Source organism: Myroides sp. TSA_177.3, assembly GCF_052691955.1.
In genome coordinates, this window is record NZ_JBQZGD010000004.1 from 60,576 (window position 1) to 75,873 (window position 15,298).

General features: G+C 36.5%; 16 protein-coding genes. 9 read left to right on the forward strand and 7 right to left on the reverse strand.

Annotated features, from left to right (window positions below; translation table 11 throughout):
* Positions 1–61: 61 nt before the first annotated feature.
* A complete protein-coding gene (locus ACUTSE_RS05765) occupies positions 62–535 on the reverse strand; it encodes an HYC_CC_PP family protein (protein ID WP_445639543.1) in 474 nt (157 codons plus the stop codon).
* A gap of 127 nt (positions 536–662) precedes the next feature.
* On the opposite strand from ACUTSE_RS05765, the gene ACUTSE_RS05770 reads away from it, so the two are divergent.
* The 4 genes from ACUTSE_RS05770 (at position 663) to ACUTSE_RS05785 (ending at position 4,943) form a co-directional block, all read left to right on the forward strand.
* Positions 663–1,124: a GAF domain-containing protein gene (locus ACUTSE_RS05770; protein ID WP_445639544.1), complete on the forward strand. Its 462-nt coding sequence runs from the start codon at positions 663–665 to the stop codon at positions 1,122–1,124.
* 139 nt (positions 1,125–1,263) lie between these two features.
* On the forward strand, positions 1,264–1,533 hold the full coding sequence (gene rpsO, locus ACUTSE_RS05775) for a 30S ribosomal protein S15 (RefSeq protein WP_002987657.1): 270 nt from the start codon (positions 1,264–1,266) through the stop codon (positions 1,531–1,533).
* A 170-nt stretch (positions 1,534–1,703) separates the two neighbouring features.
* On the forward strand, positions 1,704–3,884 hold the full coding sequence (locus tag ACUTSE_RS05780) for a polyribonucleotide nucleotidyltransferase (RefSeq protein WP_445639545.1): 2,181 nt from the start codon (positions 1,704–1,706) through the stop codon (positions 3,882–3,884).
* A gap of 120 nt (positions 3,885–4,004) precedes the next feature.
* Complete coding sequence (locus tag ACUTSE_RS05785; RefSeq protein WP_445639546.1) at positions 4,005–4,943, forward strand: ketopantoate reductase family protein; 939 nt, start codon at positions 4,005–4,007, stop codon at positions 4,941–4,943.
* 36 nt (positions 4,944–4,979) lie between these two features.
* On the opposite strand, the gene ACUTSE_RS05790 is transcribed toward ACUTSE_RS05785, so the two are convergent.
* Entirely contained in the window at positions 4,980–5,270 is a 291-nt protein-coding gene (locus tag ACUTSE_RS05790; RefSeq protein WP_445639547.1) for a hypothetical protein, read from the reverse strand.
* A gap of 397 nt (positions 5,271–5,667) precedes the next feature.
* Between ACUTSE_RS05790 and ACUTSE_RS05795 the strand changes: the two genes are divergently transcribed.
* Together ACUTSE_RS05795 and ACUTSE_RS05800 are read left to right on the forward strand one after the other, a co-directional pair.
* Complete coding sequence (locus tag ACUTSE_RS05795) at positions 5,668–7,053, forward strand: NAD(P)-binding domain-containing protein (RefSeq protein ID WP_445639548.1); 1,386 nt, start codon at positions 5,668–5,670, stop codon at positions 7,051–7,053.
* 183 nt (positions 7,054–7,236) lie between these two features.
* Complete coding sequence (locus ACUTSE_RS05800; protein ID WP_002987652.1) at positions 7,237–8,100, forward strand: sigma-70 family RNA polymerase sigma factor; 864 nt, start codon at positions 7,237–7,239, stop codon at positions 8,098–8,100.
* A gap of 93 nt (positions 8,101–8,193) precedes the next feature.
* Here the strand turns inward: ACUTSE_RS05800 and lysS are convergent, their stop codons facing one another.
* Positions 8,194–9,894: a lysine--tRNA ligase gene (gene lysS, locus ACUTSE_RS05805; RefSeq protein WP_445639549.1), complete on the reverse strand. Its 1,701-nt coding sequence runs from the start codon at positions 9,892–9,894 to the stop codon at positions 8,194–8,196.
* A 197-nt stretch (positions 9,895–10,091) separates the two neighbouring features.
* Here lysS and ACUTSE_RS05810 point away from each other — a divergent pair, with 197 nt between their 5' ends.
* From ACUTSE_RS05810 to rpe, 3 genes are all read left to right on the forward strand, one after another.
* Entirely contained in the window at positions 10,092–10,256 is a 165-nt protein-coding gene (locus tag ACUTSE_RS05810) for a YqaE/Pmp3 family membrane protein (protein WP_002987648.1), read from the forward strand.
* A 10-nt stretch (positions 10,257–10,266) separates the two neighbouring features.
* A complete protein-coding gene (lipB, locus tag ACUTSE_RS05815) occupies positions 10,267–10,971 on the forward strand; it encodes a lipoyl(octanoyl) transferase LipB (RefSeq protein WP_002987647.1) in 705 nt (234 codons plus the stop codon).
* A 71-nt stretch (positions 10,972–11,042) separates the two neighbouring features.
* A complete protein-coding gene (rpe, locus tag ACUTSE_RS05820) occupies positions 11,043–11,702 on the forward strand; it encodes a ribulose-phosphate 3-epimerase (protein WP_445639550.1) in 660 nt (219 codons plus the stop codon).
* 103 nt (positions 11,703–11,805) lie between these two features.
* Here the strand turns inward: rpe and groL are convergent, their stop codons facing one another.
* The 4 genes from groL to ACUTSE_RS05840 all read right to left on the reverse strand — a co-directional run bounded on the left by groL (position 11,806) and on the right by ACUTSE_RS05840 (position 15,285).
* On the reverse strand, positions 11,806–13,434 hold the full coding sequence (gene groL / locus ACUTSE_RS05825; RefSeq protein ID WP_002987643.1) for a chaperonin GroEL: 1,629 nt from the start codon (positions 13,432–13,434) through the stop codon (positions 11,806–11,808).
* A gap of 41 nt (positions 13,435–13,475) precedes the next feature.
* Complete coding sequence (locus tag ACUTSE_RS05830) at positions 13,476–13,751, reverse strand: co-chaperone GroES (protein ID WP_002987642.1); 276 nt, start codon at positions 13,749–13,751, stop codon at positions 13,476–13,478.
* Between the two features lie 155 nt (positions 13,752–13,906).
* Positions 13,907–14,296, reverse strand: a complete 390-nt coding sequence (gene secG, locus ACUTSE_RS05835) for a preprotein translocase subunit SecG (protein ID WP_002987641.1) — start codon at positions 14,294–14,296, stop codon at positions 13,907–13,909.
* 2 nt (positions 14,297–14,298) lie between these two features.
* Positions 14,299–15,285, reverse strand: coding sequence for a tetratricopeptide repeat protein (locus ACUTSE_RS05840; RefSeq protein ID WP_445639551.1), 987 nt, complete (start codon positions 15,283–15,285; stop codon positions 14,299–14,301).
* Between the last annotated feature and the right edge of the window lie 13 nt (positions 15,286–15,298).

Here is a 15,298-nt window from a genome sequence, read left to right on the forward strand (position 1 = left end):
ATACAAAATAGAATTGTTCGACTTACAAAGGGAAGTCAAACGAAAATGTAGTAATAACAGATTACGCGTAGAGAACTAGACGACAATATAGTTGATAGAGTGGAGGAGCATTTGCCTCCATGTAATAGGCTAGTGTTTCCTGTTTTTGTACAGGAAAATCCACTACATACCTAGAGCATTCAGTCCAGCTATAATCAGGAAGAATGAATTCGAAATGCGGAGTATAGACATGCTGAATGTTGTGGTCTGAAGGATTGGATTTAATCAATTCATCTTGACAACATTTTTTATCAGCAAATTTTTTGATGGGTTTTTCAACCGGAGCTTTTGTAGAACAACAAGCTTTTTCTTCTTGTTGTATTTCTTGCTCCATCTCCATTTCCATGGTACATCCCGTATCTTGATGGGTGTGCGTATAACGCAAGGGACTGTAATGTGCTTCGCCTTGACAGTAATGTACACTCATTGACCATCCTATGTTTGAAAATAGGAAAATCAACAGAAACCAAATACTGACAAGTTTTTTCTTTAGCATGAAGCAAAAATAAGAAAAAAAGCATTATTTCGGGAGGGCAAAAAGTTTTTTGTATAAATTATTGGAGAGAAAAAAGAAAAAATGCCTACAACAGAAATTGTACCTTTGGTAGACTAAAAAATAAAACATGCATACGTTATATACCACCCTTTTAGAAGAAGCTACATCTATATTAACCAAAGAAGGTAGTGTGACAGAAAAACTACAGTCCATATGTGATTTATTGGAGGAAAAAGTATCCCATTATGATTGGGTTGGATTTTATTTTGCTGATGCCGAAAAGCGCTTGTTGCATTTAGGTCCTTATACGGGAGAGGCAACAGACCATACTGTTATTCCTTTTGGAAAGGGAATTTGTGGGCAAGTAGCGGAGAGCAACCAAACGTTTCTAGTTGATGATGTGAACGCACAAAGCAATTATATTGCTTGTAGTATGACTGTAAAGTCAGAAATCGTGGTCCCTTTATTTGTGGAAGGAAAAAACATCGGACAAATTGATATCGACTCTCATACGCTTCGTGCATTCACTCAAGAAGATCAATTATTCTTGGAAACACTGAATGAAAAGATTGCCTCTTTATATGTGTAATAAGGTGTAAGCAAGGAACTTATTATTTTTTTGAAAAAAAATATAGAACTGTGATGATGGTTTGAAAAATAAAAGTAACTTTGCAATTGAATTTTAGAGAACTAGAATTCGTACATAAAAATCATTAAAGAATATTGGCATGTATTTAACAAAAGAAAAAAAAGCTGAGATCTTCCAACAACACGGAGGTGTAGCTGCAAACACAGGATCTGCAGAAGGACAAATCGCTTTGTTCACTTACAGAATCTCTCACTTAACTGAGCACTTGAAAAGAAATCGTAAAGATTACAACACGGAGCGTTCATTAGTTCTTTTAGTAGGTAAAAGAAGAAGACTTCTTGACTACTTAAAGAAAACTGAGATTAACAGATATCGTGAGATCATTAAAGTATTGGGTATTAGAAAATAATCAATATAGGAAAGAGGTGCCTGCGCGCCTCTTTTTGTTTTTTTGCCTTTAGCAGAGTTAGATCTGGTTTTTCATTGGGTTTCATATACTACACAACACACAACACAACACACACAACACATTTTACGTCTCTCTTCGGAGAGACAGAAACCCTAAAGTATTAAATTATTATGATTCCTAAGGTAACCAAAGAAATTATCGATTTAGGAGATGGACGTAGCATCTCAATCGAAACGGGGAAATTAGCGAAACAAGCAGATGGTTCTGTTGTTGTTCGTATGGGAGACTGTATGCTTCTTGCTACAGCTGTTTCTGCGAGAACGGCAAATCCTGGTGTGGACTTCCTTCCTTTAACTGTAGATTACAGAGAAAAATTCGCTGCTGCTGGACGTTTTCCAGGAGGCTTTTTTAAACGTGAGGCTCGCCCAAGTGACCAAGAAGTATTGACAATGCGTCTAGTTGACCGTTGTTTACGCCCATTGTTCCCGGACGATTACCACGCGGAAACACAAGTGATGATTCAGTTAATGTCTCATGACGAAAATGTAATGCCTGATGCATTAGCTGGTTTAGCTGCTTCTGCAGCATTAGCGGTATCAGATATTCCTTTTTACAATTCAATCTCTGAGGTAAGAGTTGGACGTGTTGACGGACAATTTATTATCAACCCTTCAAGAGAGCAATTAAATGCTTCTGATATAGATATGATGATCGGAGCTTCTAAAGACTCTGTTTGTATGGTAGAGGGAGAAATGAGAGAAATCTCAGAACAAGAGATGATTGATGCAATTAAATTTGCACATGAAGCTATTAAAGTTCAAATCGAAGCGCAAGAGAAAATGCGTGCAGCTTTAGGTCTTACTTTCCGTGAGTATGAACCAGAAGCTACTGATGTAGAAGTAGAGAAAATCGTTCACGATGCAGCGTATGCTAAATTGTACGAAATCGCTTCTCATGCAAGTGGTAAAAGCGAGCGTGGTGAGAAATTTGCTGAGGTATATGAAGAGGTTAAAGCTTTATTCTCTGAAGAGGATCTAGCAGAAAAAGCAGAGTTAATCAGCACGTATTTCAAAAAGACACAAAAAGAAGCGGTACGTAACTTGATCTTAGATCAAAATATCCGTTTAGATGGTCGTAAAACGACAGAAATCCGCCCGATTTGGAGCGAAGTAGATTACTTACCTTCAGTACACGGATCATCTATCTTTACACGTGGAGAAACACAAGCATTAGCTACAGTAACATTAGGTACATCTAGAGATGCTAATATTATTGACTTACCAAGTGAGCAAGGAGAAGATAGATTCTATTTACACTATAACTTCCCTCCATTCTCAACAGGTGAAGCAAAACCATTAAGAGGTACATCACGTAGAGAAGTAGGTCATGGTAACTTAGCACAACGTGCTTTGAAAAACATGATTCCTGCTGATTGTCCTTATACTATTCGTTTAGTGTCTGAGGTATTAGAGTCAAACGGTTCGTCTTCTATGGCAACAGTTTGTGCGGGTACATTAGCCTTAATGGATGCAGGTATCCAAATGATCAAACCAGTTTCAGGTATCGCAATGGGATTAATCTCAGATTCAAAAACTGGACGTTGGGCTGTATTGTCTGATATCTTAGGTGATGAAGATCACTTAGGAGATATGGACTTTAAAGTAACAGGAACAAAAGATGGTATCACAGCTTGTCAAATGGATATTAAAATCGACGGATTAGCTTATGATATCATGGAGCAAGCATTAAAACAAGCGCTTGAAGGACGTCTACATATCTTAGGATTATTAGAAGAAACAATTGCTACACCTAATGCAACTGTGAAACCAAAAGCACCAAAAATTGTTACAATTGAAATTCCTAAAGATTTCATTGGAGCAGTTATCGGACCTGGAGGTAAAAATATTCAAGCACTTCAAGCTGAAACTGAAACTACAATTGTTATCAACGAAGTAGATGACAAAGGAGTAATCGAAGTTTTAGGTACAAGTCAAGCGGGAATGGACAGAGCAATCCAATCAATCAACAACACAATCTTTGCTCCAGTAGAAGGAGAAGTATACAAAGTGAAAGTTGTAAAAATGTTGGATTTTGGTGCAGTAGTAGAATTTGTACCAGGTAAAGAAACTTTACTTCACGTATCTGAATTGGATTGGAAACGCATTGAAAATCCAGCAGATGTATTGAAATTAGGAGATGAGTTAGAAGTGAAATACATGGGTATTGATCCGAAAACGAAAAAACCAAAAGTTTCTAAAAAGGCACTTTTACCACGTCCTCCAAGAGAAAATAAACCAGAAGGAAACAAACCAGAAGGAGCTCAAGGACCGAAAAAAGAAGAGAAGAAATAATTCCGATCTAGTATATAAAAACACCTCAATCGAGGTGTTTTTTTTGTTTTAAACGGATAGAGGTAGCGTGTTTTCTAGCTTTTTGAGTATCTTTAAAAAAGGAAAAAAAGAAATAATACAATGAGTAAAATAAATATAGGGGTTATTGGTCTAGGTGGTGTTGGTGGGTTTTATGGTGGATTATTAGCCCATCATTTTGAACAAGATGCACAAGTAGATATCCATTTCGTTGCAAGAGGCGAACACGGCAAACAAATAGAAACACATGGACTAACTGTTTTATCTAAAGATAATGTAATCATTGGAAAACCTACACAAGTAGTAGAACGTGTACAAGAGTTGGGGGCAATGGATTTTATCTTGCTTTGTACGAAAGAATATGATCTGGATAGGGTAATTGATGATTTGAAAGCGATTGTGTCTAAAAACACGGTTATTCTTCCTTTATTGAATGGTGTTGAAGCTTTCGAGAAGCTAGATCATCTTTTGGATGCTGAAGTTTGGCAAGGGTGTACGTATATGGTTTCTCGTTTAAAAGAAGCAGGTGTCATTGATAATCCGAGTGGAAGACAAAAGATTGTTTTTGGACGTACAGAAGGGATTACGCCCCAGATGTTACAATTGGATGAATTGCTGAAAGCTGCGGGAATTGTCTCTATTTGTACACAGGATATTGCACGAGAAGTTTGGGAGAAATATATTTTAGTTTCTTCTTCTGCCGTGGCAACGGCATTTTACAATTGTTCTTTTGGTGTTGTGATGCGTGATCATCCTATAACCATACAAGCGTTAGTAACGGAAGCAAGTCAAGTTGCTCAAGCCAAAGGAGTAAACTTAACAGAAGATGTAGTTGAGGTGGTGATGCAGCGTTTAGCAGCAATTCCCTTTGATTCTACGACGTCCATGCATAGTGATTTCTTGAGTAATAAACCCCAAACAGAACTTGAAGTGATGGCGGGTGATTTAATTCGAGAAGGTCTGCGCTTGCAAACGGATGTTCAAACGTATCAGAAACTATATGACGTTTTAAAAGTAAAACAAGGTCATTATACCATATAGCAAATAAAAAGAGCCTTTAAATACAGGCTCTTTTTTTTATTGTGATAGTATCAAGTACGCGATTGTTCCTGCGGATAATGCACAAGGAAGGATTAGCTTTGTCCAAGCTACTTTTTTTCTACAAGCTAAGACAAACCACACCACTGGAATACTGAATAAAGCGGCGAGAAGTGGCAACCATAATAATTCGTATAATGCACCTAACAAAGGCTGTGTATATATACCGTTAGCTCCCCTTCGACTTAAAAATATGAAGCAGAAAATCAGCAAGGTACTTAAGAAAGAACCGCTGTGTAAAACATAGGTTAATTTCGGTGTTTGATTCATCGTTTTTTGTATTGGTTGAGGTAAAGATAACCTTTTTTTGTCTTCATGAAACTATCTTTTTTTTTAATTAGATATTGATAATTAGCTAGTTAAAAATGGAGGAGTTTGGCCATGTCCTAAAAATTGCTTATATTTGCTCTATCAGCTGTAAAGTGATTGATTAAAATCACTTGCAATTAGGCAGTAATCTATAGAGGCTTTTCCTCTTTGTCTAGTAAGAACCCGCTACGGGTTCTCCTATTATTAGGTTGTCTTTCACGATGACCTATCAAATCACTCAGTAAGAGTGTCTGTAAGAGTCTTTGTACAAGATTCTTTCTTTGATGAAATCGAAAATATCGTTTATTAATTAGCTCCATTTCGCATGAAAGTTAGGGGCCTAAAATAGTAGTATATAATGACTAATTTTAAAGTAGGAATTATTGGAGCAGGTCCAAGTGGGCTTGCTATGTTAAGAGCTTTTGAATCAGAACAGAAAAAAGGGAACCCAATCCCTGAGATTAAATGTTACGAAAAACAAGATAACTGGGGTGGAATGTGGAACTATACTTGGCGTACAGGTGTAGGGAAATACGGAGAACCTTTACACGGAAGTATGTATAAATACTTATGGTCGAACGGCCCTAAAGAGTGTTTAGAATTTGCCGATTATACCTTTATGGACCACTTCAAACAACCGCTATCTTCTTATCCTCCAAGAGAAGTTCTCTTTGATTATATTGAAGGGCGAATCAAACAAAGTAACGCAAGAGATTATATTAAATTCAATACGGTAGTCCGTTGGGTGGATTATCTGGAAGATAAAAAACAATTCCGCGTAATCTTTGATGACTTGGTAAAGAATGAAACGTTTGAAGAATTTTTCGATTACCTTGTATTGGGTACGGGACACTTCTCAACCCCTAATATGCCTTTCTTTAAAGGAATTGATCATTTCCCTGGAACAGTAATGCACGCGCATGATTTCCGTGGAGCAGACCAATTTATTGATAAAGACATTCTATTAATTGGAAGTAGTTATTCAGCAGAAGATATCGGGGTACAATGTTTCAAACACGGAAGTAAATCGGTAACCATTTCATATCGTACGAATCCAATTGGCGTTAAATGGCCTAAAGGAGTAGAGGAGAAGACAATTGTTACGCATTTTGAGGATAATAAAGCCTTTTTTAAAGACGGAACATCAAAAGCTTTTGATGCTGTTGTATTGTGTACAGGATATCAACATAAATTCCCGTTCTTGCCAGATAATCTGCGACTAAAAACAAAGAACTGTCTGTATCCAGATAATCTATACAAAGGAGTGGTGTATAATGAAAATGAGCGCTTAATCTTCTTGGGAATGCAAGATCAGTACTATACGTTTAATATGTTTGATGCACAAGCTTGGTTTGCAAGAGATTATATGTTAGGACGTATTGCGTTGCCTACTAAAGAAGAGCGTCAAGCTGATATTGACAAATGGTTGAAAGGGGAAGAATTGACCATGACAAGTAATGAGCAGGTAGATTTCCAAACAGCTTATATTAAAGACTTGATTAATCTTACCGATTATCCAACGTTTAATATTGATAAGGTGGGAGAAATGTTTAAACGCTACTTAGATTCAAAAGAAATTGATATCCTAACGTATCGTGACCAAGTGTATACCTCTGTTATGACGGGTGTAACCGCAGAAGAACACCATACCGTTTGGATGAAAGAACTAGATGATAGTTTAGAGCGTTACTTAGATGAAGTAGAAGTTGATGAGAAAGAACTGAGTAAAGTCAATTATTATTAATCGTTAGCGATTATTGAAATAAATTGTTTTTATAAAGCCTTAGAAACCATGTTTTTAAGGCTTTATATTTTTAGAAGGCAACAAAAAGAAAATATTTTTTAAAATATTGTAACTTTTTGAGGAATGTGTACGTATAACTTATGTAGACCATTAAGGACAAAGACAAATAAGGAGTAAAATACTATGAGACAACTTAAAATTACCAAGCAAGTTACGAATCGTGAAACCGCTTCACTAGATAAGTATTTGCAAGAGATTGGTAAAGTAGATTTGATTACTGCAGATGAAGAGGTAGAATTAGCACAGCGAATTAAAGCTGGTGATCAAAGAGCTTTAGAGAAATTAACTAAGGCTAACTTAAGATTCGTGGTTTCGGTAGCTAAACAATACCAAAACCAAGGGTTGACGCTTCCGGATTTAATTAATGAAGGAAACTTGGGGTTGATTAAAGCCGCACAGCGTTTTGATGAAACTCGTGGTTTTAAATTTATTTCTTACGCAGTTTGGTGGATTAGACAATCTATTTTGTCTGCTTTAGCTGAACAATCTAGAATTGTACGTTTACCATTAAATAAAATTGGTTCGATTAATAAAATTAATAAAATGTACGCGCTGTTAGAGCAGTCTAATGAACGTCCGCCTTCAGCAGAGGAAATCGCTGTAGAATTGGATATGACTGTAAACGACGTAAAAGAGAGTATGAAAAACTCTGGGCGTCATTTATCTATGGATGCTCCTTTAGTAGAAGGAGAGGATTCTAACTTATACGATGTATTGCGTTCAGGTGAATCACCAAACCCAGATCGTGAGTTAATCCACGAATCATTGCGTACAGAGATTGAAAGAGCCTTAGAAACGTTAACACCACGTGAAGCTGATGTTGTTCGTTTGTATTTCGGTTTAGGAGATCAACACCCAATGACATTAGAAGAAATAGGAGAAACGTTTGACTTAACAAGAGAGCGTGTTCGTCAGATTAAAGAAAAAGCGATCCGTCGCTTAAAACATACGTCAAGAAGTAAAATACTGAAAACGTATTTAGGATAATAAAAAAAAGCACTGCTCAGCAGTGCTTTTTTTATGCTTGTATTTCACACGTTGAATAGAATAAAAAAGGGATGCATTCGCATCCCTTTTTTATTACTGTTGATAAACAACATATTTACTATCATCTTCCGTCACTACTTTGGTTAAGTTATGTGAGGAAAGCGCTTTCATGGCTTTATCCCATTTCTTACCACTTAAAGCGGCTTGTTCTTTTAGTGAACCTAGCTCCACTTTGTTTTCGTTTTGCTCTAGAATTTGGATGATGATTTTCTCTTCATCGGATAATTCTACAGTTGGAGCTGTTTTCTCTGGTCTCATTTGAGGGAAGAATAATACTTCTTGAATAGATGGATTATTCGTTAAGAACATGGCTAAACGATCCATTCCAATCCCCATTCCCGAAGTAGGAGGCATTCCGTATTCTAAAGCACGTAAGAAATCTTGATCAATGAACATCGCTTCATCATCTCCACGATCCGCTAAAGCCATTTGAGCTTCAAAACGCTCTCTTTGGTCAATAGGATCATTTAACTCTGAATATGCATTGGCTACTTCTTTTCCACAAACCATCAACTCAAAACGCTCGGTTAATTCTGGATTATCACGGTGTGCTTTGGTTAAGGGAGACATCTCTTTTGGATAATCTGTGATAAACGTAGGTTGGATGTAGTTCCCCTCACATTTTTCCCCGAAAATCTCGTCAATTAATTTTCCTTTCCCCATCGTTTCATCTACAGGAATACCCATACCTAAAGCAGCTTGACGAATTTCATCTTCTGTTTTTCCGGTAATGTCAAAACCAGTAAATTCTTTAATCGAATCAGCCATAGTGATTCGTTTATATGGGGCTTTAAAGTCAATCTCATGTTCGCCAAAAATAGCTTTTGAAGAACCGTTTACTGCCATTGCACAATGCTCTAATAAACGCTCTGTGAAGTCCATCATCCAGTTGTAGTCTTTATAGGCTACATAGATTTCCATTACGGTAAATTCTGGATTATGGGTTCTGTCCATTCCTTCGTTACGGAAGTTTTTAGCGAACTCATAGACTCCGTCAAAACCACCTACGATTAAACGTTTTAAATATAATTCGTTTGCGATACGCAAATACAATGGAATATCCAAGGCGTTGTGATGAGTCATGAATGGACGTGCAGCAGCTCCACCAGGGATAGACTGTAGTACAGGTGTTTCAACCTCCATATAGCCAGATTCATTGAAGAATTGACGCATAGCGTTAAACAACTTCGTACGCTTAATAAACGTTTCTTTAATTGAAGGATTAACAACTAAATCTACATAACGCATTCTGTAACGCAATTCAGGATCCGTAAAAGCATCGAATGTATTACCTTCTGCATCTGTCTTAGGTAATGGTAACGGACGTAAAGATTTACTCAATAGAGAAAGCCCTTGTACACGTACTGTTTTTTCTCCTACTTGTGTTGTAAATAATTCCCCTTCGATACCAATGATATCTCCTAAGTCAATTAGTTTTTTGTAAACTTCGTTATATAAATCTTTGTTCTCACCTGGACAAAGTTCATCTCTGTTGATGTATAATTGAATCTTTCCTTCACTGTCTTGAATGGTTGCGAAAGAAGCTTTTCCTTGAATACGAGAAGACATTAATCTTCCTGCCACAATTACCTTCTTACCTTCTTCAAAACCGTTCTTTATCTGCTTGGATGTATGATTTACTGGAAATAAGTTAGCAGGATAAGGATTCACACCAAGCTCTTGCAATTTTGCGAGCTTCTCTCTTCTGATGATTTCTTGTTCTGAAAGTTGCATAATAATTGTGAATTATGAATTAATTTATAAAGTGCAAATATAGGTAATCTTTAAAAATTAGTACCCATTGTATCTCGCCAAATGTCAGTTAATTAGTCAATTGATCTTTTTGAGCGGATTTCAAGCGTGGGTTTAGCTGAATTTATAGCCGTAATTCATAAAAAATGACGAAATTTGTAGGATATAAATAAGTGATTATGAGTATTTGGAGAGTAATTTTGTCTATTATTTTTCCGCCTATCGCTGTGTATGATAAAGGGTGCGGATCCATAATAATTGTTTTTCTTTTAACCCTAGCAGGTTGGATTCCCGGTGTTATCGGAGCGTTAGTTATTCTTAATAATCCAAAATATAACCGCTAAGTTTGTAAACATGAATAAAGAAGTGACCCTAATTGATTTAGGTGAAAAAGACTATAAAGATACTTGGGCGTATCAAGAAGAGCTTTTTCAATCGGTTTTAGATATCAAAATCAAGAATAGAAGAGAAGAAACGGAAGAACCAACACCCAATTATTTTTTGTTTGTTGAGCACCCTCATGTATATACCTTAGGAAAAAGTGGAGATATGGAGAATCTTTTGCTGGATGAAGAACAATTAAAAGCAAAAGGAGCAACATTCTATAAGATAAATAGAGGAGGAGATATTACGTATCACGGACCAGGTCAGATTGTAGGATATCCCATTTTAGATTTAGAAAACTTTTTTACTGATATCCACAAGTATTTGCGCTTGTTAGAAGAAACGATGATTCTTGTGCTGAAAGATTATGGTATTGAAGCGGGAAGAAGCGAAGGAGAAACGGGCGTTTGGTTAGGCGTAGGAACTCCGTTTGCTAGGAAGATATGTGCGATGGGTGTACGTGCTTCTCGCTGGGTAACAATGCATGGTTTTGCCTTGAATGTCAATTCAGATTTAGGATATTTTGACAATATTATTCCTTGTGGAATCCGCGGAAAAGGGGTGACTTCTTTACATGTGGAATTAGGGGTAAATTACGTAGATGAAGATGAGGTACGCGCTAAAATCATCAAGTACTTTGCCGAATTATTTGAAGCGACTATAAAAGAACAATAACATAATTTATAAAATCCTAAGCGGACTTTCCTCTTGGGATTTTTTTATCTTTGTACAAACAACACAACAGTATGAAAAATATAAAGATAGCGCCATCAGTTTTGGCTGCCGATTTTGCAAATCTACAACGCGATATCGAAATGATTAATGAAAGTCAAGCAGATTGGTTTCACGTTGATATTATGGACGGAGTTTTCGTACCAAACATCTCTTTTGGAATGCCCGTTTTAGCGGCAATCAATAAACATGCAAAGAAAACATTGGATGTGCATTTGATGATTGTAGATCCTGATCGCTATATCAAAACATTTAAAGAATTAGGTACCGATATTTTAACGGTACACTATGAAGCTTGTACGCATTTACACCGTACGATACAAGCTATTAAAGCGGAAGGAATGCAAGCAGGGGTAGCCTTAAATCCACATACACCAGTTGCTGTTTTAGAAGACATCATTCAAGATCTAGATTTAGTTTTGATTATGAGTGTAAACCCAGGGTTTGGCGGACAAAGCTTTATTGAAAATACGTATGAGAAAGTGCGTAAGTTAAAAGCGATGATTGATGCTAAAGGAGCAAATGTAATCATTGAGATTGACGGAGGTGTAAATAGTAAGAATGCCAAAGCATTAGTAGATGCGGGTGCAAGTGCTTTAGTAGCAGGGAATTTTGTATTTAGCGCTGCGGATCCGATGGCAACAATTGCTGATTTGAAAAAAATCGTTGGATAGAAAATAGAGAAAAGAAATGAGTAAGGGAAAACATCTCATTACCTATAATAAAAAAAAGGCTTGAACATTTGTTCAAGCCTTTTTTTTATTATAGGGTGTGAAATTACATCATTCCTGGCATACCTCCGCCCATTGGCATTCCTCCACCGTTTTCGTCTTTAATATCAACTAAAGCACACTCTGTGATAAGGATCATACCTGCAACTGAAGCTGCGTTTTCTAAAGCAACTCTTGTTACTTTCTTAGGATCGATTACACCTGCTTGTAGCATATCGATGTATTCGTTTGTTTTTGCGTTGTATCCGAAGTTATTGTTTCCTTCTAATACTTTAGCCACAACTACAGAACCTTCTAAACCTGCGTTTTCAACAATCGTTCTCAATGGAGACTCTACTGCTTTAGCGATGATTTGGATTCCTGTTTCTTCGTCTGCATTAATTGCGTTGATGCTGTTTAAGTTTGCTTTTGCTCTTAGTAAAGCAACTCCACCACCTGCAACAATTCCTTCTTCAATTGCCGCTCTAGTAGCATGTAAAGCATCGTCTACTCTGTCTTTTTTCTCTTTCATCTCTACTTCCGTAGCAGCTCCTACATATAATACAGCAACACCACCAGCTAATTTAGCTAGACGCTCTTGTAATTTTTCTTTATCATAGTCAGATGTAGTTGTTTCCATCTGTGCTTTGATTTGGTTAACTCTGTTTTGAATCATATCTGATTCTCCACTTCCGCTAACGATTGTTGTGTTGTCTTTGTCAATGTTTACACGTTTACATGTACCTAACATTTCCAATGACGTATTTTCTAACGTATATCCTTGCTCTTCAGAAATTACTACACCACCTGTTAAGATTGCGATATCTTCTAACATTGCTTTTCTTCTATCACCAAAACCAGGTGCTTTTACAGCAGCAATTTTTAAAGCCCCTCTTAATTTGTTTACAACTAAAGTAGAAAGTGCTTCTCCATCAACATCTTCAGCGATGATTAATAGTGGTTTTCCAGACTGAGCAACAGGCTCTAATACAGGAAGTAATTCTTTTAAAGAAGATACTTTTTTGTCGTATAATAAAATGTAAGGAGAATCTAGTTCCACTTCCATTTTTTCTGAATTGGTAACGAAATAAGGAGATAAGTATCCTCTGTCAAATTGCATTCCTTCTACTACATCAACAAATGTTTCAGTACCTTTTGCTTCTTCAACTGTGATTACTCCTTCTTTACCAACTTTCTCAAAAGCTTGAGCGATTAATTCTCCGATGAATTCGTCGTTGTTTGCAGAAATAGAAGCGATTTGTTGGATTTTATCCATTGATCCACCTACTTCTTGTGCTTGGTCTTTTAAATGGTTTACGATTACTTCAACCGCTTTGTCCATTCCGCGTTTTAAGTCCATTGGATTTGCTCCAGCAGCCACGTTTTTCAATCCTTCTTTAACGATAGCTTGCGCTAAAACAGTAGCTGTTGTTGTTCCATCTCCAGCTAAATCGTTTGTTTTAGAAGCAACTTCTTTCACCATTTGAGCACCCATGTTCTCTAATGCGTCTTCTAACTCTACTTCTTTCGCTACAGAAACACCATCTTTCGTTACAGTTGGAGCACCAAATGCTTTTCCGATGATTACGTTTCTTCCTTTTGGTCCTAAAGTTACTTTAACAGCATTTGCTAAAGCGTCAACACCGCGTTTTAAACCTTCGCGTGCTTCAATGTCGAATTTAATATCTTTTGCCATGATTTAGTCTTGTTTTACTTTGTGTGTTACTATTCAATTTATTAAACAATCGCTAAGATGTCATCTTCACGCATGATTAGGTAATCCTTACCTTCTAATTTTAGCTCTGTTCCTGCATACTTACCATACAATACTGTATCGCCTACTTGTACCGTCATGTTGTGGTCTTTTGTACCGTTTCCTACAGCGACTACTGTCCCTTTTTGTGGTTTTTCTTTCGCTGTGTCAGGAATAAAAAGACCAGAAGCAGTTTTTGTTTCTGCTGGTTGAGGTTCAATAAGAACTCTATCCGCAAGTGGTTTAATGTTTAATGCCATAGTGTTTATAGTTTATAAAAATTGAATTATTTATATTAGTTCTAAATGCTATATAAATAGTCATAAAGTGTGCCAAACCTTGTATTGACACCTATTGCCAAAAAAAAATGCCAACTTGACAGCTGGCATTCTATAACGAAAAGTAAAATACTTTCTTATTCTTGTGTAGTTTCAGGTGTTGAAGTCTCGCTAGTAGCTGGAGCTTCAGTTCCTGTTGTTGATTCTGTCGTGTTTTCTGTGTTAGCTGCAGCAGGAACAGTAGGTTGTGCTGGCATTGCTGCGTTAGGATCTAAAAGTTTAGAATCTCCAACTGCACCACCACTAAAGCTAATGCTCGACATTAAGATTAGGATGATTAACACCGCTCCTAAAGTCCAAGTACTCTTATCTAAGAAGTCATTCGTGTTTTTTACACCTCCTGCAACAGTAGATCCTCCAAAAGATGAGTCTAAACCTCCACCTTTAGGATTTTGTACCATAATAACCACAATTAATAAAAAACATACGATAGCAATCAATACTAAAAATACTGTAAATGTGTTCATGCTTATAAACTATTATGTTGTTGTAACGCTTTTATATCTAATATTTGGTTTGCAAAGAAACTACTTTTTTCTGGATATTTCAAAATTAAAATCTCATAAGCTTGTATTGCTTTTTGATATTTTTTTTGCTCCAAATAAATTTTGGCTAAGGTCTCCGTCATTAAACTGGTATTCTCTTGTACCGATAATTCAACATTTATAGGGCTTGCCGTAACTTTTTTTGTTGGGATAATTTTAGGATTTGTTTCGATGAATTTATCAATCATGGCTTGTTTTTTCTCCAAACTTTTTTGAAAATTTTTTTCATCTTCCGTAATTATCTCTTCTTTTTCTTCCTTTTCAGCTTGTATTTCCTCGTTTTTTGTGTCCAATTCACGGACAATTGGCTGTTGTTTGGAAAGCTTTAACCATTCTTGAAACGAGTATTTTTCTCCTGCTTCAAAAGCTAAAGGTTTCCCAATTTCTAGCTTATCTTCTAATTCTTCAATTGGAGAAACTGCTATTTGTTCTTCCTGAACTAGAGGTTCTACTATTGAAATGAATTCCGATTGTACCGTTTCTTCTTCTATTTCTTTTTCCCCGTCATCCACCAAAGAAGGACTTTCTTGTACGATTTCATAAGCAACTTTGGAGATATTTTGCAACAATGTGCTGATATTCTGCTCTGGATCTTTGTCTTTTTCCTTTGCTTCAGGCACAATTTCTTCCTCAATTTCATCTGCTATTTCGATGGATAAAGGAGTGTAAGCGGTAAAATCATCCGAAACAATGAAGCTAAATAAAATGTCGCGGTCTAAGGTATAGGCAGCGGTTTTTTTGAGCTCTTGGTTGTATGAGGTACTTTCATTTGAATAAAGAGCTTTCAGGTACAAACTGCGTATAGCCTGTACATAAGGGTACTGCTCAAGTAATTGTTTTAATTCTTGAATGTCTGAACGCTGTACTTGTGTTGGGTCAGCTAAGTAAGTATGTAAAGTAGCTATATTCAAATTAATTCTTGTT

Bases quoted from the DNA above. Each gene is read 5' to 3' on its own strand.
- ACUTSE_RS05795 (WP_445639548.1), top strand. From the start codon at position 5,668: ATGACTAATTTTAAAGTAGGAATTATTGGAGCAGGTCCAAGTGGGCTT.
- ACUTSE_RS05785 (WP_445639546.1), top strand. From the start codon at position 4,005: ATGAGTAAAATAAATATAGGGGTTATTGGTCTAGGTGGTGTTGGTGGG.
- rpsO (WP_002987657.1), top strand. From the start codon at position 1,264: ATGTATTTAACAAAAGAAAAAAAAGCTGAGATCTTCCAACAACACGGA.
- rpe (WP_445639550.1), top strand. From the start codon at position 11,043: ATGAAAAATATAAAGATAGCGCCATCAGTTTTGGCTGCCGATTTTGCA.
- ACUTSE_RS05810 (WP_002987648.1), top strand. From the start codon at position 10,092: ATGAGTATTTGGAGAGTAATTTTGTCTATTATTTTTCCGCCTATCGCT.
- lysS (WP_445639549.1), bottom strand. From the start codon at position 9,894: ATGCAACTTTCAGAACAAGAAATCATCAGAAGAGAGAAGCTCGCAAAA.
- lipB (WP_002987647.1), top strand. From the start codon at position 10,267: ATGAATAAAGAAGTGACCCTAATTGATTTAGGTGAAAAAGACTATAAA.
- secG (WP_002987641.1), bottom strand. From the start codon at position 14,296: ATGAACACATTTACAGTATTTTTAGTATTGATTGCTATCGTATGTTTT.
- ACUTSE_RS05800 (WP_002987652.1), top strand. From the start codon at position 7,237: ATGAGACAACTTAAAATTACCAAGCAAGTTACGAATCGTGAAACCGCT.
- ACUTSE_RS05790 (WP_445639547.1), bottom strand. From the start codon at position 5,270: ATGAATCAAACACCGAAATTAACCTATGTTTTACACAGCGGTTCTTTC.
- groL (WP_002987643.1), bottom strand. From the start codon at position 13,434: ATGGCAAAAGATATTAAATTCGACATTGAAGCACGCGAAGGTTTAAAA.
- ACUTSE_RS05765 (WP_445639543.1), bottom strand. From the start codon at position 535: ATGCTAAAGAAAAAACTTGTCAGTATTTGGTTTCTGTTGATTTTCCTA.
- ACUTSE_RS05780 (WP_445639545.1), top strand. From the start codon at position 1,704: ATGATTCCTAAGGTAACCAAAGAAATTATCGATTTAGGAGATGGACGT.
- ACUTSE_RS05770 (WP_445639544.1), top strand. From the start codon at position 663: ATGCATACGTTATATACCACCCTTTTAGAAGAAGCTACATCTATATTA.
- ACUTSE_RS05830 (WP_002987642.1), bottom strand. From the start codon at position 13,751: ATGGCATTAAACATTAAACCACTTGCGGATAGAGTTCTTATTGAACCT.